Origin of the sequence: Corynebacterium sp. MSK008 (assembly GCF_030232585.1) — a bacterium.
Taxonomy (GTDB): domain Bacteria; phylum Actinomycetota; class Actinomycetes; order Mycobacteriales; family Mycobacteriaceae; genus Corynebacterium.
Window position 1 is genome coordinate 243,642 of sequence record NZ_JASPJX010000002.1, and the last position, 21,761, is coordinate 265,402.

The following is a 21,761-nucleotide window of genomic DNA, read 5'->3' on the forward strand; positions in this document are numbered from 1 at the left end:
TGCCTGATGGGGCGACGGCCGTGGCAGTGTTTTTGGTGTCAGCCCGAGCTTGCGGACTCCGCATTGCGGACAACTGGGGGCGACCAACTATTGGTTACGGACAAGCGATTGACGCGGGCCACGCGGGCCACGGGGGCAAGAACCGAAAAGCCGCCTAGACCTCGCCCGCGATGCGCCGGGCGATGTCGCGGGCGAAAGGGCTGACCCCGCCGATGGTTCCGGCGCCCGGGCCGTTGAGCGAGTCGAAGCCCAGAACGTACAGGCCGGGCGTGTCCAGGCCACGCTCCAGACCGCGGATGGGCGACAGGGCGGGACGGAAGCCGGTGGCCCAGATCAGCGCGTCGAAATCCGACAGCTCGTCCAACGACCCGACCATGGGTTCGGCGTCCAGCAGGTCGAGTGATCGGGCCCGGCGAACCTCGGGGACGACCACGATGTCGCCGCCGAAGTCGGCGCCTCCGGGGTCGTCCTCGCCGCGTGAGATGGCGACAAAGCGCTCGCGGTTGCGGCGGAAAAGCTGCTCGCCGTCGACATCCTCGGGCATGAACGCGGGCGGCCGGCGGGTGAACCATTGCACGTCCACTCCGCCGAGTGCGAGGTCGGCGACGATCTGCGCACCGGAGTTTCCGCCCCCGACGACAGCGACTCGCTGACCGGCGAAATCCTCCGGCCGCCGGTAGTGGGCGGAGTGCAGCTGCTGCCCCGCGAACGTCCCGGGCACGAACGGGACAAAGGGTGCGGACCAGATGCCGGTGGCCATCACAACGTTTCGTGCGGAGTGGCCGTTGAGGTGGAAGGCGGAGCCGTCATGAAGCACGTGTTTGACGCGCTCACCTCGGCGGATGGGCAGGTCGTAGCGCTGCTCGTAGTCGGACAAATACTTAACGACGTGGTCGCGCGGCGGGTACCCGTCGTAGTGGGGCATGGGCCAGCCGGGCAGGTTGGAAAACTCTGCGCGGGAGAACAGTGTGAGCGCGTCCCAGTAGTGCGGCCACGCCCCGCCGGGCTCGTCGGAGGCATCCAGCACAACAAACGAAGCGCCGTATTTGCGCAGGTAGTACGACACGGCCAGCCCGGATTGGCCGGCACCGACAACGACGGCGTCAAGCATGGGTCACCTGCGCTGTTGCGTCGCGGACGTACTCGGCGATGCGGCCCGCGGGCGCGGTGGCGGGGCCGTACGGGGTCTGCGCCGCCAGCCACGCGGCCACCGCGTGCACCGTCACAGCCCCGGTCACCGCACCGGGAACAGCGGCGTCAGCGGCACCAGGCACGGCGGCGCGCGCCGCGGAAAGCGCCAGGTGCGCGCCCATGATTCCGGCCAGCACATCCCCGGAGCCCGGCGTAGCGGCCCAGGAGTGCCCGGCGTCCACGGCGTAAACAAGGTGCGGGTCATCCTCCGGCGCGACTAGGGTGATGCGACCTTTGCGCACGATGGTGGCGCGCAGCGTCGCGGCCAGCTCCAGCGTCTCCTCGAACCGCGTGCCCTCGCGCACTCCGGCAGCCTCGCGCAGGCGGGAAAACTCCCCGTCGTGCGGGGTCAGCACCGTCGGTTCCTCCCGGGAGGCGACCGCCTGGCGCAGCTGCTCGTGTTGGGTGAGGAGGGTGAGGCCGTCGGCGTCGATAAGCAATGGCACCTGTTGTTCCAGCGCCCACGCAAGCTCGCGCGCCGCATCCTCCCCCGTTCCGGCGCCGGGTCCAAACACCCATGCTTGGACCCGGCCAGCATCTTCGAGCCTTTGCGTAACGACGACCTCCGGCCTCACCCGCACCACCCCATCCGCCTCCGGCCCGGCGTAGCGGACCATCGCGGGTGTGGCCATCACCGCACCGGAGACAGTGAGGACCGCCGCGCCCGGATAGCCGGCGCTGCCTGCGCGGATGCCGACTACTCCCCCGCTGTACTTATCGTCGGCAGGCCCCGGCGCGACGTCTTGGACAGGCGCGGCGGGCAGCGGCAACAGGGTGTCCGGCCACACCTGCGGATCGGCGACGGCGCGGTTGGCCAGCACCAGCGTCGGGCCGTCGTGGGCCCACTCGGGCATGGTGTCCAGCAGCTCCGTGTGCAAGGGGCGGCCGGGCAGGCCGATGTCGGCGAGCAGCTGCACCCCGCACTCCGGGGCGAGGGCGTGGGCGCGGCGCCACCCGCCGAAGGTGACGGTGGCGTCGGCGGTGATGCGCAGCTCGCCCGCTTCCCCGGTGTCGGCATCTACGCCGGAGGGCACGTCCACGGAGAGCACGCGAACCCGGCGCAGCCACCTCACCACGTCTGCCAGCTCCTCGCGCAGGCCCCCAGAGCCCCCGATGCCGGTGATGCCATCGATGGCCAGGGCGTATTCGGCTGAACTGTCCGGCAACGTTTCCAGTACCTGCCCGCCCGCGTTGGAAAAGGCGGCGAGTGCTCGCTGTTGGGCGCGGCCTGCGGTGAGCAGCGCGTCCACGCGGTGCCCGGCGAGTGCGAGCTCCGCGCCAGCGTACAGGGCGTCACCCCCGTTGCCGCCCGGCCCGGCAAGCACCAACACCCGCCCGGCTGGGCCGGCACAGCCAGCGAGCATCGCTTCGGCCGCCTCGAACACGGCGTGGGCGGCGGACTGCATCAGCTGGTCCGGGTGGGCCTGCGCGGCCAACAGCGGCGCTTCGGCGGCCCTGATTTGGTCTGCGGTGAAAGTACTGGCGTACATGTGCACCAGGGTACGCTCCACCTAAACTCCCTGGCAGGACGGGCAAAAGAACAGGTTGCGGCCTTCGAACTGTTGCTTTTCCACCGGGTGGCCGCACACGTGGCAGGGCTCGCCGGCGCGGCGGTAGACGTAGACCTCTCCCCCGTGGTCGTCCTCCCGCGGCGCGCGCTCCATCGCCTCGGGCAAGTGTTCGGGCCGCACTGTATCTATGCGCCCGGTTGCCACCCCGTCGGCCATCAGCGAAACCAGGTCGGACCAGATGGCGTCGAAACGCTCGCGCCCCAGTTCCTGGCCCGGGGTGAACGGGGAGATGCCCTGGCGAAACAGCGGCTCGGCGCGGTAGATGTTGCCCACACCGGCGAAGTAGGACTGGTCCATCATCAACGAGCCGATGGCGCGCCGGGAACGCCGCACCCGCTCGAACAGCGCGTCCGGGTCCGAAGCGGGAGAAAGCGGGTCTTCGCCGGCGGCGTCCAGAATGGCCTGCTGCTCCGCCGGGGTGATGTAGGCGCATGTCTGCGGGCCGCGCAGGTGGGCGGCTATCTCCCCCGCTCCCCCGTCCGGCACGAGCCGCAGCCGGATCTGGCCGCGCAGCGTTTCCGCCGGCTCGAAGGAGAACTTGCCAATCAGGCCCAAATGTACGTGCACGATCGCGTCCGTGAACTGCAAAAACAGGTGCTTTCCGTGTGCTGCAGCGTGGGTGAGCGCAGTGCCGTCGATAAGCGAAGGCTCGAAGCGCCCCTGCGGCGAACTCGCGGCGACCGGCGCGGGGCGGAAGTCCGCGTTGAAGCGGCGCGCAAGTCGGTGAATGACATGACCTTCAGGCACGATCGCTGACTGTACTATTGCACCCATGCCGTATGAGATCGGGTTCGACCGCGAAAAATACATCCAGATGCAATCCGAGCACATTCAGAAACGGCGCGCCGAGGTGGGCGGCAAGCTCTACCTGGAAATGGGCGGCAAGCTTTTCGACGACAACCACGCCTCCCGCGTCCTGCCCGGGTTCACCCCCGACAACAAGATCGCCATGCTGGACCGGATCAAGGACGAAGTGGAGATTGTCATCTGCTTCAACGCCGGCGACGTCGTGCGCCAGAAAATGCGCGCTGATCTGGGCATCACCTACGAAGACGACGTGCTGCGGCTGGTAGACGTGTTCCGCGACCGCGGCTTTTTGGTGGAAAACGTAGTGGTCACGCAGCTGGAGGGCCACAACCGGAACGTCGAGGCCTTCGTGGAGCGTCTTGCCCGGCTGGGCCTGAAGGTCTCGCGCCACTACATGATTGCGGGCTACCCCAACGACACCGAAAAGGTGGTCAGCGAGGAAGGCTTTGGCCGAAACGACTACGTGGAAACCTCCCGTGACCTGGTGGTGATGACGGCGCCGGGGCCGGGCTCCGGCAAGCTGGCCACCTGCCTTTCCCAGGTGTATCACGAGCACAAGCGCGGCATCGACGCAGGTTACGCCAAGTTTGAGACGTTCCCGATCTGGAACCTTCCGCTGTCGCACCCGGTGAACCTGGCGTACGAGGCGGCGACGGCGGACCTGGACGACATCAACGTCATCGACCAGTACCACCTCGAGGCCTACGGCGAAAAGGTGTCCTCCTACAACCGCGACATCGACGTCTTCCCGCTGCTGAAGACGCTGCTGCGGGAGGTCACCGGCTCGGATCCCTACCAGTCGCCGACGGACATGGGCGTGAACATGGCGGGCTACTGCATCTCCGACGACGCCGCGTGCCGCCACGCCGCCGAGCAGGAGATCATCCGCCGCTACTACGCCGCGCTTGTGGACGAGCGCCGCGCCGACGCCGACTCCACCGTCTCCGACCGCAACTTCAACGTCATGCGCAAGGCGGACCTTTCCGTGGAGGACCGCGTGGTGGTCTCGCCCGCGTTGGAGGTAGCGGAGCGCACCGGCAAGCCGGGCGCGGCGCTGGAGCTGCCGGACGGGCGCATCGTCACCGGCAAGACCTCCGACCTGCTCGGCCCGTCCGCCGCGGTGCTGCTCAACGCCCTGAAGTTGCTGGCGGGCATCGACGATGACGTGCACCTGCTGTCCCCCGACTCCATCGAGCCGATCCAGACGCTGAAGACCCGCCACTTGGGTTCGGTGAACCCCCGTCTGCACACGGACGAAGTGCTCATCGCCTTGTCAGTGTCGGCCTCCGGCAACCCGGACGCGGCGCTCGCACTGGAGCATCTGCGCAGTTTGCGCGGGTGCGACGCGCACATCACCACGATTCTGGGGTCCGTGGACGAGGGCATCTTCCGCAACCTGGGGGTGCTGGCCACCTCGGAGCCGAAGTACTGGCGCAAGGCGCTGTACCACAAACGTTAAGTTTTCCAACACTAACTATTGCGCTGGTTTCGATTGTGGTTTATTGTCGAGGCCATGCGGGAACAGCAATCTCCGGTGGAAGACGCATTAGCCGAGCTCAACAACAACCTCGCCGTCGCGCGCACGCAGGCGGAAGACCACGTCACGCTGCCGAAACAGACGGCCGTGTGGGTCCGCGACCTGCTCGAGGACCTCGCCGAAGGCCGGCTGGTGCGGCCGCCGGAACCGGACGAGGAGATGACCACCCAACAGGTGGCCAACCTGCTCGGCGTCTCTCGCCCGTTTGTGGTCAAGCTCATTGATGAGGGCAAGCTGCCCGGCCACAAGGTGGGCACCCACCGCCGCGTGTACACGCGCGACGCCCACGCGTTCAAGGAAAAGCGGGGCTAAGGTGCAAGAGCTTCTGCTTGACGACGGCGCACGCGTCCTCGCCGTCGTCGCCCACCCCGACGACATGGAGTACGGCGCCTCCGCCGCTGTTGCCAAATGGGCCGAAGACGGCGTCGAGGTGGCGTACCTGCTGCTCATGCACGGCGAGCACGGCATCGTCTCTGGACGCCCACGAGGCGTACTTCCAGGCGCTGCCCGAGCACCCCAGCGGCGCGGAGATCGTCGGCGGGGCAGCCAAGCAGGGCGGCGAAGCGCTGGGCGTTCCGTTGGCCATCGCGTTCAAAGCCTTTGACCTCTAACTTTCCCCGCTGGCCTGGGTGGACATAGACTGCCAGGCATGACCAGCAAGATCCTGCTCTACTACAAGTTCCAGCCCATCGCCGACCCGGACGCGGTGCGCCTGTGGCAGCGGGACCTGTGCGAAGGCCTTGGCCTGACCGGCCGGATCATCGTGTCCAAGGACGGCATCAACGGCACCGTCGGCGGCGACATCCGCGCCTGCAAGACCTACGCCAAGAAAACCCGCGAGTACTTCAAGGGCATCGAGTTCAAGTGGTCCGAGGGCGGGGCGGAAGACTTTCCCAAGCTCAGCGTCAAGGCCCGCGAAGAGATCGTCTCCTTCGGCGCGCCGGGCGAGCTCAAGGTGGACGAGAACGGCGTGGTCGGTGGGGGAGTGCACCTCAGCCCAGAACAGGTCAACCAGCTCGTGGCCGACAACCCAGACGCGGTATTCTTCGACGGCCGCAACGCACGCGAAGCCGAGATCGGCCGGTTCAAGGGTGCGGTCGTGCCGGACGTGGACACCACCCACGACTTCATCAAAGAGCTGGACTCCGGCAAGTACGACTGGATGAAGGACAAACCCGTCATCTCCTACTGCACCGGCGGGATCCGCTGCGAGGTGCTCTCCAGCCTCATGATCAACCGGGGATTCAAGGAGGTCTACCAAATCGACGGCGGCATCGTCCGCTACGGCGAGAAGTTCGGCAACTCCGGGCTGTGGGAGGGCTCGCTCTACGTCTTCGACGACCGCATGCACACCGAGTTCGGCGCCCCGGGGGACCCGGACTACGTCCAGCTCGGCCACTGCGTGCACTGCGGGGAGGCGACGAACCAGTTCTACAACTGCGCCAACGAGCCGGAGTGCCGCCGCCAGTACTTAAGCTGCGAGGACTGCCGGGAAAACAACCCGTACTGCGCGGAGTGCACCCAGCGCGCTACTGCGTCGCCAACATCCCCAGCGTGACAATCAGCCACGCCATGGTAAACGGCACCAGCGGGATCCAGAACACGCCGATCCACGGGACCCAGCGCTCGTAGCGGTTGAGCTTGCGCACGGTGATTACCGCGCAGCCAATTAGCCCCACCACCGGCGGGATCGAGGTGGCAACGGCCCACCACGTGCGCCAGGATTCGGTGCAGAGCCAGGCGGAGCTGGCGTCGCAAAGCGGGCCGCCCTGAGCCCGCGAAATCACCGCAAGAACGAACGCCAACAGCAGGGTAGTGGCCACCGTGCCCAGCGCAAACGTGATTGCCTGGCGGGTGGAACGGCGGTTTTTGCGGTCCACCTCCAGCGGATCCGGCTGGTCCGCGAGCTCGTCGAAGGAACGCGGCTCCGGCCGCATGCGCGAGAAACGGTCGGCGGGGGAGTGAAGGTCGTTCTCCGGGTGCTCCATAGAGCCCAACCTACTGCGCCTTCCCGGCATGCGGGCACACCACCACAGGCACCGAGGCGTAGCGGATGAACTCGCCCTCAAGCGTGCCCACAAACACGCTGGTGAACTGTGGCGACGGGTGGGTGCCCAAAAACATGATGTCGCCCTTTCTCCACTTCACCGAGTCGATGGCACGCTTCCAGCTCTTCGCAGCGGAGACCGCACTGGTCACGTCGAAGGTGTCGCAGACCTCCGGCGCGAACTCGGCAGCCAACGCCCACGCCCGGTCTCGGGCGTGGTCCAGCATGCCCAGCGTCTGCTCGTTCCAGGTGGAGGTGCGCTTCTCGTACGCGGTGGGGGAAAACGCGATGATGCGAAGCGGCAACCCCAGCTTGCAGGCCAGCGCGGTGGCGTAGTCCAGGCCGGAAAAATCCGGCTCAAGTGGGTCGTCCCCCATCACAATTGCGTAGGTCACGCGGGTGATGCCCTTCTTGGACAGCTTCACTCCGCGCGGGGCCAGGCCGAGCGGGACGGGGCAGGAACGCATCATCTCGTCCGCCACACTGGAGGGGCGGAACCTGCCCTTCGGCGTCTTCGCGCGCGAGCCCAGCAGGATCAGATCCGCGTCGAAGTCCTTGGCGGTCTCATGCAGGGAGCGCACGGTGTCCTTGCTGTCCACGAGGCGGGAGACGTCCTTGGACCACTGCGGCCGCGGGATGTGTTCCTTCAGCGCCTTTTCTACGCGCGAGTCGAAGGTGGCCTGCGCTTCCTTCATGCGCTTCTTGCGGCCCTTCGAGGCCTTGGGCAGGGACTTTGACCACTTGGACTGCGCGCTGGACATCACCTGCACAGTTACCGGCAGCGAGCGGCCGAGCCAGGCAGCGAACTCCACCGCTTCGGTGTTTGCCACGTCCCACCCCACGAGTACCCGCACGGGCAACGCGATGTTGGGAAGATTGGCGCTCTCAGCGCCGGGCGAGCTGCTCAGGGGCCTGCCTCCTTGGCACGTGTCCGCGTATGCGAGTTTTCAGGTAATGCACACATCATAAACATGTGCCCCAGCCATGGAAAAGCGGTTAGTCTGCGGCTAGTCTGCGGACCCTGTTGCGTAAGCGCGGGCGAGATCGTTGAGCACCCCCGTCAGAGAATCCAACTTTTCCAGCGCTTCCGCATCGAGCGCGCTGAGCATCTGGGCGAGTGAACGGGTGCGCTCGGCGCCGACGCGCTCCAGTTCCTCGCGGCCGAAATCGGTCAGCTCCACCGACACCCCGCGCCGGTCGTCCACCGAGCGCACGCGGCGCACCAGCTCGCGTTTTTCCAGCTGGTTGACGGTGTTGGAGGCGGTGGGCAGGCGCACGCCCTCCTCTGCGGCCAGCTTGCTAATACGCGTGGGGCCGCTGAAACCAAGCCTGTGCAGCACGGACAGCTGTGGGCCTGTGAGGTCGGAGTTTTCCGCGTTGCGGAAGTACGCGACGTACAGGCTGGTCATTGCGGGGCGGATGTCCGCCGCGATCCGCATGGCCTCCGCGGAGGGTTCGTCGTGCGCCACCTCTGTGCACCTCTTTCTTTCAAGTACTTTTTCAAAATCTAGCAGTAAAGACTGTGGTTATGATGGCCAGGATGTTCACGTACGAGCACGAGGTGTCCCACGAGTGGCAGCGCCGCCAGACGCTGCGCGAGTTCAAGCGGGGGCGTGTGCCTATCGACGATGTGTGCGACGCCGATTTCTTGCTCCGCGCCGCCGCGCAGCATCACGGGGAAGATTCCGCCCGGCCCTGCCCGGTATGCGGCGAAGGGATGCGCGACGTGCGCTGGGTGTACTCCGAAAAACTGGGCAGGCGCACAGGCACAGCGCGCAATGAGGGGGAGATTGACCGGCTCGTGGCCGAGGTGGGGCCACTGACTGTCCACGTGGTCGAGGTCTGCCCGTCGTGCAAATGGAACCATCTGTTACAAGAAGTCACAGCAGTACCAGTAGTGTGAATCCGAACTGGGCAGGTAGGGTGTCCGGTAGGAATTTGGTAGGTAGCTCGCCCGTTTGCCCTCCCCGCGGGCGCGGCGGGTGCAATTGTGCAGGAAAAACGTGTGACTGAAAAGAGCGCTGAAAAGGCGAAATCCACCGGCGGCACTACAGCGGTGAAGAAAAAGAAGAAGTCCCGCGCGTGGCAGTGGGTGCTTGCATTCTTGCTGTTCCTTCTCCTACTCGCGTTGATCCCCGTCGGCTGGTTTATGTGGAAGTACTCCAAGGCCGAGATCCCGGGCCCCGGCGAGATTGAGACGGCGCAGATCTCATCGATCTACTTCAACGACGGCGAGAACGAACTCGCCCGCCTGGTGCCGCCGGAGGGCAACCGCGAGCAGGTCGCCCTCGACGCCGTGCCGGTGGAGGTCCAGGATGCCGTGCTGGCCGCGGAGGACCGCGACTTCTGGACGAACTCCGGCTTCTCACCCACAGGCTTCGCCCGCGCAGCGCTGGGGCAGATCACCGGCGACACTAGCGCCGGCGGCGGCTCCACCATCACCCAGCAGTACGTGAAAAACGCGCTGGTGGGCAACGAGCACTCCTACCAACGCAAGGCCAACGAGCTCGTCTACTCCGTGAAGATGACCAACCAGTGGTCGAAGGAGGACATCCTCCGCGCCTACCTGAACACCGTGTACTTCGGCCGCAACGCATACGGCGTTGAGGCGGCTGCGCACGCTTTCTTTGACAAGCCGGCGTCCCAGCTCACCGTCGAGGAGGGTGGTGTGCTGGCTGCCTCCATCCAGCTGCCCAGCGAGCTGGACCCCTGGACGAACCGTCAGGCAGCCGAGCAGCGTTGGAACTACGTCATGGACGGCTTGGTGGAGATGGGCAAGCTCTCCCCGGAGCAGCGCGCCGGGATGGTGTACCCGGAAACGCGCGACCCGGCTTCTTACTCCGCCTACACCGAGGCCACCGGCCCGAACGGCCTGATTAAGAACCAGGTGATCAAGGAACTCGAGGCCCTCGGCATCACCGAAAGCGACCTGACCAACCGTGGTCTGCAGATCACCACCACTATCGACGCCGCGTCACAGGCCAACATGGAGCGCATTGCACGCGAGCGCCTGGCCAACCTGCAGGAGGATGCGCGTACTGGTGCGGTGGCCGTGGATCCGTCGACAGGCGCAGTGCGCGCCTACTACGGCGGCGACGACCCGTCTGGCTGGGACTACGCCAACGCCGGGCTGCAAACGGGCTCGACGTTCAAGATCTTCGCGCTCGCCGCGGCCCTGCAGCAGGGCATCCCGCTCACGTCCACGTTCGACTCGTCGCCGGTGCGCCTGCCCGGCAACATCACCGTGACCAACTGGGACGGCGGCGGAGGCGGCATGCTGTCCATGACCGAGGCCACCCGCGTGTCCTCCAACACCGCCTACATGCGCATCCAGGACGAGCTGGACAACACCACGCAGGACACCGCCGACATGGCGCACGCCCTGGGTGTGGCCAAGTCCATCCCCGGCATCCCGGTGACCCTGCGCGAAAACGGTGGCCAGCCGTATGAGGGCATCGTGCTGGGCCAGTACCAGTCGCGCGTGCTGGACATGGCCACTGCCATGGCAACCCTGACCAACCGCGGCCTGATGCACCCGACCCACTTCGTGGAAAAGATTGAGGACGCCACCGGCGAGGTCCTCTACCAGGTGGACAAGGACTACACCGAGCGCCGAGTGGCCGAGCAGGTCGCCGACAACACACTGCAGGCCATGCAGGGCGTGGCCGGCTACTCCAACGCCGTCCTCGCAGGCGGCCGTCAGTCCGCGTCCAAGACCGGCACGGCCCAAATGGGCGACACCGGCAACAACAAGGACGCATGGATGGTTGGCTCCACCCCGCAGCTCGCCGTGGCCGTGTGGGTGGGCACCGCCGACAACACCTCGCCAATCTTCAACGAGTGGGGCGGCAACATGTTCGGCTCCAACACCCCGGCCCAGATCTGGAAGGAGTTCCTGGACACTGAGCTGGAAGGCCAGGAGTTTATGAGCTTCCCCAACGCCAACCCCGTCTACTGGGGCGTGAACCCGTACTCCGGCGGCGTCGGCCTGGGCGGCTACTACTCCAACCCGGCGCCGAGCTACAGCGGAAACACCTCTCAGGCGCCGGCCGCCGAGACTCCCGCAGCGCCGGAGGACCCGGCGAACCCGGCGGATCCGGCCGCGCCGGAAGCACCTGGCGAGGCGCCCGCACCGGCACCTGCGCCCGCCCCTGCACCGGCTCCCGCGCCGGCGCCGGCGCCGGCCCCTGCACCGAACATCAGCGACACGATCAACGACGTCATCGACCAGTTCCAGGGAGCGTTCCAGTAAATGTCCGAGTCGACGCAGACACAGCAGGTCACTTGGCCGGACCCGGCAGACCGCGTCCAGCCCGGCCGCACTGAGCCGCTCGCGCGCGGCTGGGTGGACTTCCTCGGCGGACCGATGGGGCGCTTCGCCCAGATCGGCCGCGCCCGCTTCTGGACGCCACTGCGCTCCATCCTCGCCGTCGCCTACATCTTCCTGTCTTTCGGCCTGCTGCAGAAGGCGCACTGCGCCGGCGGCAAAGCCGACGACAACGGCATTATCCAGCTCAACTGGGATGGCAACCGCCAGTACACCGCGGCCTGCTACAACGACATCATTCCGCTCTACGGCGCCCGCGGCCTGGACCAGGGCGGCTTTGTCTACGACTACTCGTGGGTGGAAGACGGACTGACCCGCTACATGGAGTACCCGGTGCTCGCCGGCCTGTTCCAGCAGCTGTCCGCCTGGTTGTCGCGCAGCACCTACTTCCTGGTGGACAACTTCGTGCCGGACTCCGGCTGGTACTTCTACGTCACCGCGCTGTTGATGTCCATCATCTGGGTGATCACTATCCGCATGGTCGCCGAGCTTGCGGGCAACCGCATCTGGGACACCCTGCTCGTCGCAGGTTCGCCGCTTTTGATCGTTCACGCGTTCACCAACTGGGACATCCCGTCGATCTTCTTCGCAGTGGCCGCGATGCTGGCTGCGCGCAACCGGAAGTTCTGGCTCGCTGGCGTGCTCATCGGCCTGGGCACCGCGTTCAAGCTGTGGCCGATCTTCCTGCTCGGCGCCTACCTGACGGTGGCGCTGCGTAAGCGCGACCTCGCCCCGTTTGGCAAGATGCTCGCCGCGATGGTGGTGTCCTGGCTCGTGGTGAACGTGCCGGTTTACCTGCGCAACCCGGACGCCTGGGGCGAGTTCAACCGCCTCAACACGGACCGCGGCTGGGAGTGGACCACCATCTACGCGGTGATCTCCCGAATGACCGGCTGGACCGGCTTCGACTCAGGCGAGGGCGCCCCGGTGATCCTCAATGCCGTAACGCTGATCCTGTTCCTGCTGGGCTGCCTGGGCGTGCTCATCCTGGGCCTGAAGGCGCCGCAGACCCCGCGCATCGCGGAGCTGGTGTGCCTGATCGTCGGCCTGTTCCTCATCTTCAACAAGGTGTGGAGCCCGCAGTACTCCCTCTGGTTCGTCGTCCCGGCGGTGCTCGCGCTGCCGTACTGGCGCCTCCTGTTGACCTGGATGGTCGTGGACATGGCCGTGTGGCCGGTGCTGATGTGGCACATGATGGGCGCGGACAACCTTGGCGTGCCGGGCTGGTTCCTCAACATGGTGATCATTTCCCGCGACGCCTTCATCATCGCCATCATGGTGCTGGTGGTGCAGCAGATCCTGGGCAAGCGCCGCGACAAGGTCCGCGACGCCCACAACGGCCACGACCCACTGATGTCGCTGCCGTACCAGTGGAAGGAGCCCTTGCCTATCGACGCCCCTCCGGCCGACCCCGCGACCGACCCCGCCGACGCCGAGCCGGCCGGCTCCACGGCTGTGAAGGTCTAGCCGATGAACGCCACCACAATCCTGGGCATCGCCTCCATCGTGGTGGCGTTTTTCCTGTTTAGTGCTTCGTTCTACTTTGCGGTGAAGGGGCGGAAGCAAGCGTCGATAGGCTTCGGCTTGGTCGCCTTCCTCTTCATGACCGTCATCCCAGTCTCCCTCGCCCTCTTCGCGGCAGTGCCCAACCCGCACTAGGCGGATGTTGTAGAACTCGGCATCGCTGGCGGTTCAGGCGGAGTCCACCCGAGCGCGCCGGAAACCCAAGGTTTTGAGCTGGTCAAACCGTGGGGTAGTCTGTTCGGGTTGCTTGACGCAACGACCCTCCTGCCATGACCACAAGGGTGATGGCCGAAACAACCAAGACCATAGGAGGTGATGAGGTCCGTGCGTCACTACGAAGTAATGATCATCCTCGATCCGCAGCAGGATGAGCGCACCGTTGCCCCGTCCCTGGATAAGTTCCTGGAGACCGTCCGCAAGGACAACGGCAAGGTGGAGAACGTTGATGTGTGGGGCAAGAAGCGTCTTGCTTACCCGATCAACAAGAAGGAAGAGGGCATCTACGCCGTTGTCAACCTCGAGTGCGAGGCAGACACGGTCAAGGAGCTCGACCGCGTGCTGAACCTGAACGAGAACGTCGTTCGCACCAAGGTTCTGCGTACCGACAAGTAAGAACCGGTAGGCTCAGAAACCACACGATCAGCAGGTAGGAAGGTTTAGGACATGGCTCAAGGCGATACCCCGATTACCGTTGTCGGCAACTTGGTTGCGGACCCGGAGCTGCGCTTCATCCCGAGCGGCGCTGCCGTTGCGAATTTCCGCATCGCGTCCACGCCCCGCACCTTTAACCGGGAGACGAACCAGTGGGAAGACGGCGAAGCCCTGTTCCTGACCTGTAACTGCTGGCGCCAGATGGCGGAGAACGTCGCGGAGTCCCTGACCAAGGGCATGCGCGTTGTTGTCACCGGCAAGCTGCGTCAGCGTTCCTACCAGACCAAAGAGGGCGAAAACCGCACCGTGTTCGAGGTCGAGGTCGACGAGGTCGGCCCGTCCCTGAAGTACGCCAGCGCGTCTGTCACCCGCAACCCGCGTGAGGGCGGTGCGGGCGGCTACGGCGGCGGCAACCAGGGTGGCCAGCGCGGCGGTTTCGGTGGAAACCAGGGCGGTTTCGACCAGGGTCAGAATCAGGGCCAGAATCAGGGCCAGGGCGGCTACAACCCGGCGAACGGCGGCTTCGGCGGCCAGAGCCAGGGTGGCCAGAACCAGGGCCAGGGCACCCCGAACCAGTCCCAGCCTCAACATGATCCGTGGGGTTCCGCTCCTGAGGCCGGCGGTTTTTCCGGCGGCGCGGGCGATGAGCCACCGTTCTAAACGACAACCACACATCAAGCATTTTTCACCATAAGGAAGGTTAGGATTATGAAGCTGATCCTCACCGCTGCCGTCGAGAAGCTTGGCGAGCCTGGAGAGGTCGTCGAGGTCAAGGACGGTTACGGACGCAACTTCCTGCTCCCGCGCGGCCTGGCTATCCCGGCTACCCGCGGCGCAGAGAAGCAGATTGAAGACATTAAGCGCGCCCAGGCTGAGCGCCAGGTCCGCGACCTGGATCACGCGAAGGAACTGCGTGACCAGCTCGACCAGCTCAAGGGCGTCAAGGTTGCTGTGCGCACCGCTAACAACGGCAAGCTGTTCGGCTCTGTGAAGGCCGGCGACATCGCCGACGCTGTGAAGGCCGCTGGCGGCCCGAACTTGGATAAGCGCCGCATCAACGTGCCGAAGGGCCTTGTTACCAAGACCGGTGGCTACCAGGTCAAGGTCAACCTCCACGACGACGTGGAGGGCAAGGTGAACTTCGAGGTCGTAAGCGCATAACGCTTATCGACGACTGCTCCGCCTGAGAACGGAAAACTGCAGTCCAACGACAACAGCATTTAAAAGCGCGGGTCCCACTTGTGAGGAGTGGGGCCCGCGCTTTTAGTGTGCCGATACAATACCGCCCATGACGTTTTCCGTGGCGCGCCGCGTGCGCACTTTGGCTGTGTCCCTCCTGCTCGCGGCGGCTGCTGCGGCCGGGTTCGCCATGCCGGCGCAGGCCGTGGCGATGTACGCCGGCGACAGTATCCGCGTCGCGTACAGCGACGGTTCCCGTTACGGCTGTTCGCTGAATACGGTGGCGCACCGCGACGGGCAGGCTTACGGCGTGACGGCGGGCCACTGCCTGGCGCCGATTGGTGGTGCGGTGCCGGTGGCGGTGTACGCGGCGGATGGCCGCACGAAGATCTCCGGCGACCTGCGGGAGTCCGGCTACGAGATGCGCGGCGACAACAAGTTGGGCAGCCCGCTTCGAGACGTCGCCTGGTTCCCGCTCGCCGGCGACGCCACCAACGCTGCGGCAGTCCGCGGCGGGGCGGTGGACATCCCGGTCATCGGCGCGGTCAATCCGCTGTCGGACGCGGTCCAGCGCATCAACCCCACCCGCCGGGTGGCGGGCTACCATCCGGTGACGGCGGTGAAGCCGGGCCAGATTGTGTGCAAGGACGGCGCGCGCACCTCGCGCACCTGCGGCCCGGTGCTGAAGGTGAACCCGGACACCGGCGAGCTGGCAGTGCTGATCTTGGCGTTGCACGGCGATTCCGGCGGGCCGGTCTACACCGTCAACCCGGATGGCAGCGCGAACATCATCGGCGTGGTCTCCGGCACGGCGTTCGGCGTGCTGCTCGCGGTGGACGGACTGCTGCCGCTGCCCGCCGGATTGCGGTAGCGATGTTCGTCACCCAGGTCCGCATCGACGTGCCGGTGGAGGGCTACGCCGGCGACCTGCCGGTGGTGCGTCGCTTGGCTGAAAAGCCCCTGGAGCTCGCGCAAACCACGATCCTCACCGGCGACAACGGCTCGGGTAAGTCCACGCTGGTGGAGGCCGTCGCTGTGGCCGCCGGCGCCAACGCCGCGGGCGGATCTCGCCACGCCCAGTTCCAGGCCGCGGACCATTCCCGGCTCCACGCCTCGCTTACGCTGACCCGTCGCGAGAACCCAAGCGACGTGTACTTCCTGCGCGGCGAAACAGACCTCGACCTGGCTGAATACCATGAAAGCCTCGGAATCGAAGACCCGTTGCAAGACCTCACTCGCCGCAGCCACGGCCAAGGCATCATGCGCATGGGCCGCGAACGCTTCGGCCCGGACTCCCTGATCATCCTGGACGAGCCCGAAGACGGCCTCTCGGTCTTCTCCCAACTCGAACTGCTCGGCCTGCTCGCGGTGCTGACCCGCCGCGGCGCGCAGGTGCTCATGGCTACGCACTCGCCGGTGCTGCTCGCCGTCCCCGACGCCCGCATCCTCGCCGTGCCCGCCCTGGAGCACATGCCTTTCGAGGACTGCGAGCCCGTCACCGCCACCCGAGAGTTCATCGACGACCCGGCCGGCACGGCGAGATTCCTGGTGGACGGCTAGGGAGCCTGCCCCTGAGCGCCCATGTCGATATCTCGAGGTCGATAGTCGCTGGTTACAGCGTTTTCGGATTTTGGAGCCCCGGCAGGCCAAGAGGCGCTGACCTGCAACTATCGACATGGGGCTATCGACCTCAACGTATCGATCCCGCCGTAGGATGACCCCCATGTTCATCCAGCACGTCTCCGTCGACGCGTCGAAGGCCCCGCCGTGGGCCCTCGACGCGCCGGCGGTTGAGCACGTCGCGGAGTTCGGCTTCCCGCTGACACACCCGGTCACGCTGATCACCGGCGGCAACGGCGTGGGAAAGTCCACGCTGTTGGAGGGGATTGCCCGCGCGTGGGGGTTTCAGGTCGAGGGCGGGCCGTGGGGCGTCGATAAGCCTGGCGCCCGTGACCCGATGTTTGGAGCGCTGCGGCTTCGGACCGGGGCGCGCGCGAAGGTCGGGTATTTCATGCGCGGCGAGACGCACACGCGCGTAACCGAGTTCGGTGAACGGTCGCACGGGGAGTCCGTGTTGGAACTGACCTCGCGGTTTGCCCAAGATGCGCTGTACTTGCTGGACGAGCCCGAATCGGGGCTGTCTCCCGTCGCGCAGATGGCGCTGGTGGCGCAGCTGCACGCAATCGGGGAACAAGGCGCGCAGGTGATCGCGGTGACGCACTCGCCGATCGTGCTCGGGATCCCTGGCGCGGAGATCGTGGAGGTTGGCGAGCACGGCGTGGACCGCGGCCTGGCGGTGGAAGACACACTCGCGTTCCGGGCGATGCGCGACTTTCTGGCGGACCCGCACGGCATCGCCGAGTACATGGCGGACTGGGCGGAGGACGAGCTGGGCTAGCTAGGACTCTGCGAGTCGTCGCATGAGTTCTTTCCGTTGCGCATAAATCCGGTCAAGTTCCGCCTCTGCGTCGTGGCGCGTGTACTCGAAGTCCTCGGTCTTCTGCGGCGGTTCTTCGGGTTCTTTGTCAGGCATGTTGCGGACGGTACCACTGTTCGAACACCCGTGTCGGGGCCGTGGTATATGGTGTGCGCCATGACTGCGACACGCGAACAAGCGGACGAACTTCTCAAGGGCATCGCGGGGCCCCACGCCGCCCTGCGCGACGACCAGTGGACGGCCGTCGATTCCCTCGTTAACCAGCGCAAACGCATGCTAGTGGTGCAGCGCACGGGCTGGGGAAAATCGGCGGTGTACTTTATCGCCGCGAAGCTGTTGCGCGAGGCGGGCGAAGGTCCGTCGATTATCGTCTCGCCGCTGCTCGCGCTCATGCGCAACCAGGTCGAAGCGGCCGCACGCGCCGGCATCCGGGCGGCCACGATCAACTCCGCGAACATGACGCAGTGGGAGGAGATCCAGGCAGACGTCGACAAGCTGGACCTGCTCCTGATCAGCCCGGAGCGCCTCAACGCGCCGGGCTTTCGCGAGGAAGTGCTGCCACAGCTCGCGCGGTCCGTCGGCATGCTGGTTGTGGACGAGGCCCACTGCATCTCCGACTGGGGGCACGATTTCAGGCCGGACTACCGCCGCATTGCCCTGCTTATCGACGACTGCTCCGCCTGAGAACGGAATATAGGCAGTCCAACGAAAACAGCATTAAAGCGCGGGCCCCACTTGTGAGGAGTGGGGCCCGCGCTTTTGCGTGCGGATACAATACTGCCCATAACGTTAACCGTGGCGTGTCGTGCGCTCACTTTGGCTGTGTCCCTCCTGCTCGCGGCGGCTACCGCGGTTGGGTTTGTCGCCCCTGCGCAGGCTTACGGTGTGACTGCGGGTACTGCCTCGCGACGATTGGCGGCGCGGTCTCGGTGGCGGTGTACGCGGCGGATAACCGCACGAAGATCTCCGGCGGCCTGCGGGACTCGGGGTCCCCCTCGCCGTCAGCGTCAACAACGCAGCGGCGGCGCGGTGGATCTGCCGATCGTCGGTTCGGTGAATCCGCTGTCGGATGCGGTCCAGCGCATCAACCCCACTCGCTCAGTGGCGGGCTACCACCCGGTGCCTGCAGTCAAGTCAGGGCAGATCGTGTGCAAGGACGGCGCGCGCACCTCTCGCCCCTGCGGCCCGGTGCCGAAGGTGAACCCGGATACCGGCGGGTTCGCGACACACCTCCGGCCACCCGATGCCGGGCCTGGGTCCCCGGCATCGGCGAGTACCTTCATGCGGACTTCGTAGACACCGTGGGCTTTTATCCGGGCTTTCTTGCGACGTTCTCGAGCTCGCCAAACGTCCCCCTTGGCCAAACGCACCCAACCTGCTGCGCGTGTATCCACATGGCACTGTGGGCCATGCCCCCTTGTTCCGAGTACACCTCCTCCAACTGGTGACGGTGCCGGGTGGAGCCACTGATCTTCTCCTAATATATCTGCGAGCCCCCCGCCGCACGGAGTTGATCGAGTTGGCGATCCAGGTTCTGCTCCAAAGAACTCACCCGAGCGTACCCGGCTTTCTGCCCCACAACGACGTCCTGGTGTTCGTCGAACTCTAAAGGTAGTAACGGTTCTGTTCTGTTAGACTTGCTCTAACCCTACCGAACAGGGAGAAGTTGTAATTCAAAGCTGTCTATTTAGGGTGTACGCAGTAAGACATTTTGACAAGCCTGATGATCTTCATTGTCAGACCCCAGGGGCGAGTGAATTAGGGAACGGTTTCTGCCCTCACTCCGTTTCTAAAAAGCAGGCCTTCCCATGTGATAGGACTAGTGCATGGATAGTCATCCCCCGCATCCCACCCCCTCCCTCCCAACTGTGGTCATTTACCAAAACGCAGATTTCGTCTCTGGCATCATCCAAGAGATTTACAAAGCAGGGCTACTGGAAGCTACCGAGTTCGAAAACAATTCGACCACGGGGAAAGACGACGGATCCGAGAAACAGGCCGCAATTGCCGCAAAAGCTAACGTGTTTCCCTGGTTAACCAACCTCGGTGCACAAGGGAGCTATACACACTCTCAATCAAATAGTGAGGAAGTCGCTACAACCCGCCACCAAAAATTCGTTTATTCCCAAGAATTTTTTCTAGACCAAGCCCGATCCGAACTTCGACGGCAGGAGCTAATAACTCGGGTAGAAAACTCAGAAAGCGCCTCGGAACTCCAAGTGGGAGATTTTATTGAATTTGAGGCTAGCTTTGAAGCTAACGAGGCTAACGCCATCCTCGATATCCTTACCCCTGAGTTAACTGCGGCTATAACTCGATATATCCACCGCTCCAAAGGGCTTGAAAAGATAGACACCCTTAGAGAGCAAGCTTCTAATGCAGATACCCTGATCCCAGTAGAGAAAATCAGCGGTATCAGAGAAATCTATGACGCTAGGGCGGAGAACCAGGCGGCACTTGCAGCAGCCATTACCTCTGCTATAAGGATGGATTTCCGTGGTTCCGAAACTAAAGAATTCTATGCCTTAATCGGGACGGGCCAACACTCGCTGACTGCTGTTACCGTCTGCGAAAAGGAGTATTTCAAATCCAAAGATTTTGATCGGCTACTAGATGGAAGATTTTCCGTTCTGGGCAAAGTCGTTTCCCCTATTCGAGAGAATGTCCCAATCCTGGAGAGAAACAAACTGCTTAGCCGACTGCAGGTGGAAGCTCTAGATGAAATCCTTCGCCCTTTAGCCGAAGAGGCAGACACCCACCGACTGGTGGATCTCGATTTTAAGACAAGTGTAGAAGGACCTTCAATCACCGTATTGCCTATCGCTATCTATGTATAACCCCCCGAGCGTCTCATTTAAATCCCCGTCAAACTAGATGATTAACCTTTTATAAGACGCGCATAGTTGTCAAACAGAATCTCTTGGCGTTGGCGCTCCGTGGTGAGCTTTCGCCCAGCCCCCATTGCCTTATCCACCTCACGATCCAGAGCATCGTGGGTGCTGTTGCAAAGTTGGGCGGAGAGCCGAGACGACCCAGTTTCTCATCTCCTGATGGCCGCTGCGTGCCGGCGTTCTCAGGCCGTCTCGAAGACCCGGTTGACGATCACCGCGTCCGGATTGGGGTGCCCATAAGCAAACATCGTGCCCTGGCCTTTCCGTAATGAATGCATCGCTTCCATCCCTTTCAACGTCCGGTAGGCAGACGTCCGATTTTTGAACGTCCCCTTCGGTCCCAGGATTCGTTTCAACCGGCCATGATCTCCCTCGAGAACGTTGTTCAGGTATTTCACCTGACGGTGCTCCACCGTCTGAGGGCAGATTCCCTCCGCCTTCAGCTCGGAGATCGCCTTGGCCAGGGAGGGTGCCTTATCTGTATTAATTACCCGCGGGGACCCGGCTGTCGTAGTCGATCGCAGGGTCTTGGCCAGGAAACGCTTGGCCGCAGCCACATTCTGTTTTGGTGAGAGGTAGAAGTCTAAGGTCTGCCCACCGGCGGTAATAGCCCGGTAGAGATAGCACCACGTGCCGCCGACCCGAATATAGGTCTCATCCACCCGCCAGGACCGGGCCTGCCAGTCGGGCACCTGCCGGTACCACCGAGTGTGCTTATCCAGATCAGGGGCGTATTTCTGCACCCAGCGGTAGATCGTGGTGTGATCGACTGGCACACCCCGCTCGGTCATCATCTCTTCGAGGTCGCGGTAGCTCACGCCGTAGCGGCAGTACCACCGCACCGCCCCCAGGATGATGTCACGGGGGAAGTGACGACCGGAGAAGATGCCCATGGCCGTGATTATTTCACGTCAATCTTCCTACTGCCCCAACTTTGCAACAGCACCCGCCCGACCAATGGCGTGAGCGTTACTTGTCTCGGTATCCGCTTGCGACCGATGACCTCGATCTGGGCGTGTGGCGTGAGCGCCGGGAACGCGCTCTCACACGACAGTACGTCGAATCCAGCCCGCGCGCCCTCGTAGCTCCGTAGTGATCGACGTAGACCGGCCAGACACCGTTCTGAGGGCCTTTGAGCGCCCAAGCGAACACCCAATGCCGTCTTGGGTCGTGGAGGGCAACAAGGGGCACGGGCACGTCGGGTGGTGGCTCAACGCCCCGGTCTGCCGGACGGACGCTGGTCGAGTCGATCCGCTGCGTTATCTCGCCCGAGTGACTGAGGGGCTGCGCCGGTCCCTCGACGGAGACCCGGCGTACACCGGACTGTTGACCCGGAACCCTCTGCACGAAGATGCTGACGTTATCTGGGGTACAGATCGCGCGTACGGACTGCGCGAGTTGGGAACGATCCAGCGGTCTAGGTCGCAACTGCGCGATGTTTGATGCTGCGCATCGGGAGGTCTATGGCCTACATGATCCCGCTATACCGATGGACGATTGGCACCGGATCGTCGTTCAGCACTGCCACCAAGTGCACCGTTCCTTTGACGATGCCCTCGGGGGCCATTGCCGTTCTCCGAGGTGCAGTCCACGGCGTCA

General features: G+C 64.5%; 25 protein-coding genes and 1 pseudogene. 17 read left to right on the forward strand and 9 right to left on the reverse strand.

Annotation, left to right across the window (positions count from 1 at the left end):
- Positions 1–154: 154 nt before the first annotated feature.
- Genes QP996_RS02725 through QP996_RS02735 form a run of 3 tightly spaced genes read right to left on the reverse strand, consistent with a single transcriptional unit; the run spans position 155 to position 3,509 of the window.
- On the reverse strand, positions 155–1,111 hold the full coding sequence (locus QP996_RS02725) for an NAD(P)-binding domain-containing protein (RefSeq protein ID WP_284871095.1): 957 nt from the start codon (positions 1,109–1,111) through the stop codon (positions 155–157).
- Complete coding sequence (locus QP996_RS02730; protein ID WP_284871096.1) at positions 1,104–2,681, reverse strand: bifunctional ADP-dependent NAD(P)H-hydrate dehydratase/NAD(P)H-hydrate epimerase; 1,578 nt, start codon at positions 2,679–2,681, stop codon at positions 1,104–1,106. The genes QP996_RS02725 and QP996_RS02730 overlap by 8 nt, the downstream gene beginning before the upstream one ends.
- A gap of 21 nt (positions 2,682–2,702) precedes the next feature.
- A complete protein-coding gene (locus QP996_RS02735) occupies positions 2,703–3,509 on the reverse strand; it encodes an Fpg/Nei family DNA glycosylase (protein ID WP_284871097.1) in 807 nt (268 codons plus the stop codon).
- Between the two features lie 25 nt (positions 3,510–3,534).
- On the opposite strand from QP996_RS02735, the gene QP996_RS02740 reads away from it, so the two are divergent.
- From QP996_RS02740 to trhO, 4 genes are all read left to right on the forward strand, one after another.
- Positions 3,535–5,028 (forward strand): DUF1846 domain-containing protein, encoded by a 1,494-nt coding sequence (locus tag QP996_RS02740; RefSeq protein ID WP_284871098.1) that lies wholly within the window; start codon positions 3,535–3,537, stop codon positions 5,026–5,028.
- 54 nt (positions 5,029–5,082) lie between these two features.
- Positions 5,083–5,418, forward strand: a complete 336-nt coding sequence (locus QP996_RS02745) for a helix-turn-helix domain-containing protein (RefSeq protein WP_284871099.1) — start codon at positions 5,083–5,085, stop codon at positions 5,416–5,418.
- 64 nt (positions 5,419–5,482) lie between these two features.
- A complete protein-coding gene (locus tag QP996_RS11880) occupies positions 5,483–5,710 on the forward strand; it encodes a hypothetical protein (protein ID WP_502870100.1) in 228 nt (75 codons plus the stop codon).
- Positions 5,711–5,755: 45 nt separating this feature from the next.
- Positions 5,756–6,664, forward strand: a complete 909-nt coding sequence (gene trhO, locus QP996_RS02755; RefSeq protein WP_284871100.1) for an oxygen-dependent tRNA uridine(34) hydroxylase TrhO — start codon at positions 5,756–5,758, stop codon at positions 6,662–6,664.
- Here trhO and QP996_RS02760 read toward each other — a convergent pair.
- The 3 genes from QP996_RS02760 to QP996_RS02770 form a co-directional block, all read right to left on the reverse strand.
- Positions 6,636–7,094, reverse strand: coding sequence for a hypothetical protein (locus tag QP996_RS02760; RefSeq protein WP_284871101.1), 459 nt, complete (start codon positions 7,092–7,094; stop codon positions 6,636–6,638). The genes trhO and QP996_RS02760 overlap by 29 nt on opposite strands.
- Before the next feature lie 10 nt (positions 7,095–7,104).
- Positions 7,105–7,983: a universal stress protein gene (locus tag QP996_RS02765; protein WP_284871102.1), complete on the reverse strand. Its 879-nt coding sequence runs from the start codon at positions 7,981–7,983 to the stop codon at positions 7,105–7,107.
- A gap of 177 nt (positions 7,984–8,160) precedes the next feature.
- A complete protein-coding gene (locus QP996_RS02770; RefSeq protein WP_502870101.1) occupies positions 8,161–8,592 on the reverse strand; it encodes a MarR family winged helix-turn-helix transcriptional regulator in 432 nt (143 codons plus the stop codon).
- Positions 8,593–8,693: 101 nt separating this feature from the next.
- Here QP996_RS02770 and QP996_RS02775 point away from each other — a divergent pair, with 101 nt between their 5' ends.
- From QP996_RS02775 to QP996_RS02820, 10 genes are all read left to right on the forward strand, one after another.
- Positions 8,694–9,056, forward strand: coding sequence for a DUF5318 family protein (locus tag QP996_RS02775; RefSeq protein WP_284871104.1), 363 nt, complete (start codon positions 8,694–8,696; stop codon positions 9,054–9,056).
- A 102-nt stretch (positions 9,057–9,158) separates the two neighbouring features.
- A complete protein-coding gene (locus tag QP996_RS02780) occupies positions 9,159–11,405 on the forward strand; it encodes a transglycosylase domain-containing protein (protein ID WP_284871105.1) in 2,247 nt (748 codons plus the stop codon).
- Positions 11,406–12,947, forward strand: a complete 1,542-nt coding sequence (locus QP996_RS02785; protein WP_284871106.1) for a glycosyltransferase family 87 protein — start codon at positions 11,406–11,408, stop codon at positions 12,945–12,947.
- 3 nt (positions 12,948–12,950) lie between these two features.
- Positions 12,951–13,139: a hypothetical protein gene (locus QP996_RS02790; RefSeq protein ID WP_284871107.1), complete on the forward strand. Its 189-nt coding sequence runs from the start codon at positions 12,951–12,953 to the stop codon at positions 13,137–13,139.
- A 180-nt stretch (positions 13,140–13,319) separates the two neighbouring features.
- A complete protein-coding gene (gene rpsF, locus QP996_RS02795; protein ID WP_284871108.1) occupies positions 13,320–13,616 on the forward strand; it encodes a 30S ribosomal protein S6 in 297 nt (98 codons plus the stop codon).
- 51 nt (positions 13,617–13,667) lie between these two features.
- Positions 13,668–14,315, forward strand: a complete 648-nt coding sequence (locus QP996_RS02800) for a single-stranded DNA-binding protein (RefSeq protein WP_284871109.1) — start codon at positions 13,668–13,670, stop codon at positions 14,313–14,315.
- Between the two features lie 48 nt (positions 14,316–14,363).
- Positions 14,364–14,816, forward strand: coding sequence for a 50S ribosomal protein L9 (gene rplI, locus QP996_RS02805; RefSeq protein WP_181889306.1), 453 nt, complete (start codon positions 14,364–14,366; stop codon positions 14,814–14,816).
- A 127-nt stretch (positions 14,817–14,943) separates the two neighbouring features.
- On the forward strand, positions 14,944–15,705 hold the full coding sequence (locus QP996_RS02810) for a chymotrypsin family serine protease (protein ID WP_284871110.1): 762 nt from the start codon (positions 14,944–14,946) through the stop codon (positions 15,703–15,705).
- Between the two features lie 2 nt (positions 15,706–15,707).
- Positions 15,708–16,394, forward strand: a complete 687-nt coding sequence (locus QP996_RS02815) for an AAA family ATPase (protein WP_284871111.1) — start codon at positions 15,708–15,710, stop codon at positions 16,392–16,394.
- 163 nt (positions 16,395–16,557) lie between these two features.
- Entirely contained in the window at positions 16,558–17,232 is a 675-nt protein-coding gene (locus tag QP996_RS02820; RefSeq protein WP_284871112.1) for an AAA family ATPase, read from the forward strand.
- Here the strand turns inward: QP996_RS02820 and QP996_RS02825 are convergent, their stop codons facing one another.
- Entirely contained in the window at positions 17,233–17,367 is a 135-nt protein-coding gene (locus QP996_RS02825; protein WP_255711440.1) for a hypothetical protein, read from the reverse strand.
- A 60-nt stretch (positions 17,368–17,427) separates the two neighbouring features.
- On the opposite strand from QP996_RS02825, the pseudogene QP996_RS02830 reads away from it, so the two are divergent.
- Positions 17,428–17,937 (forward strand): annotated as a pseudogene (locus tag QP996_RS02830) (DEAD/DEAH box helicase); the annotation flags it as partial.
- 811 nt (positions 17,938–18,748) lie between these two features.
- Here QP996_RS02830 and QP996_RS02835 read toward each other — a convergent pair.
- Positions 18,749–18,850 (reverse strand): recombinase family protein, encoded by a 102-nt coding sequence (locus QP996_RS02835; RefSeq protein ID WP_371335889.1) that lies wholly within the window; start codon positions 18,848–18,850, stop codon positions 18,749–18,751.
- A 247-nt stretch (positions 18,851–19,097) separates the two neighbouring features.
- On the opposite strand from QP996_RS02835, the gene QP996_RS02840 reads away from it, so the two are divergent.
- Entirely contained in the window at positions 19,098–20,108 is a 1,011-nt protein-coding gene (locus tag QP996_RS02840) for a DUF6414 family protein (RefSeq protein ID WP_284871113.1), read from the forward strand.
- A gap of 236 nt (positions 20,109–20,344) precedes the next feature.
- On the opposite strand, the gene QP996_RS02845 is transcribed toward QP996_RS02840, so the two are convergent.
- Positions 20,345–21,055 carry an IS6 family transposase gene (locus QP996_RS02845; RefSeq protein ID WP_284871114.1) on the reverse strand — a complete coding sequence of 237 codons (711 nt, stop codon included), beginning with the start codon at positions 21,053–21,055 and terminating at the stop codon, positions 20,345–20,347.
- Positions 21,056–21,224: 169 nt separating this feature from the next.
- Between QP996_RS02845 and QP996_RS11845 the strand changes: the two genes are divergently transcribed.
- Positions 21,225–21,605 (forward strand): replication initiation protein, encoded by a 381-nt coding sequence (locus QP996_RS11845; RefSeq protein WP_083327893.1) that lies wholly within the window; start codon positions 21,225–21,227, stop codon positions 21,603–21,605.
- Positions 21,606–21,761: the final 156 nt, after the last annotated feature.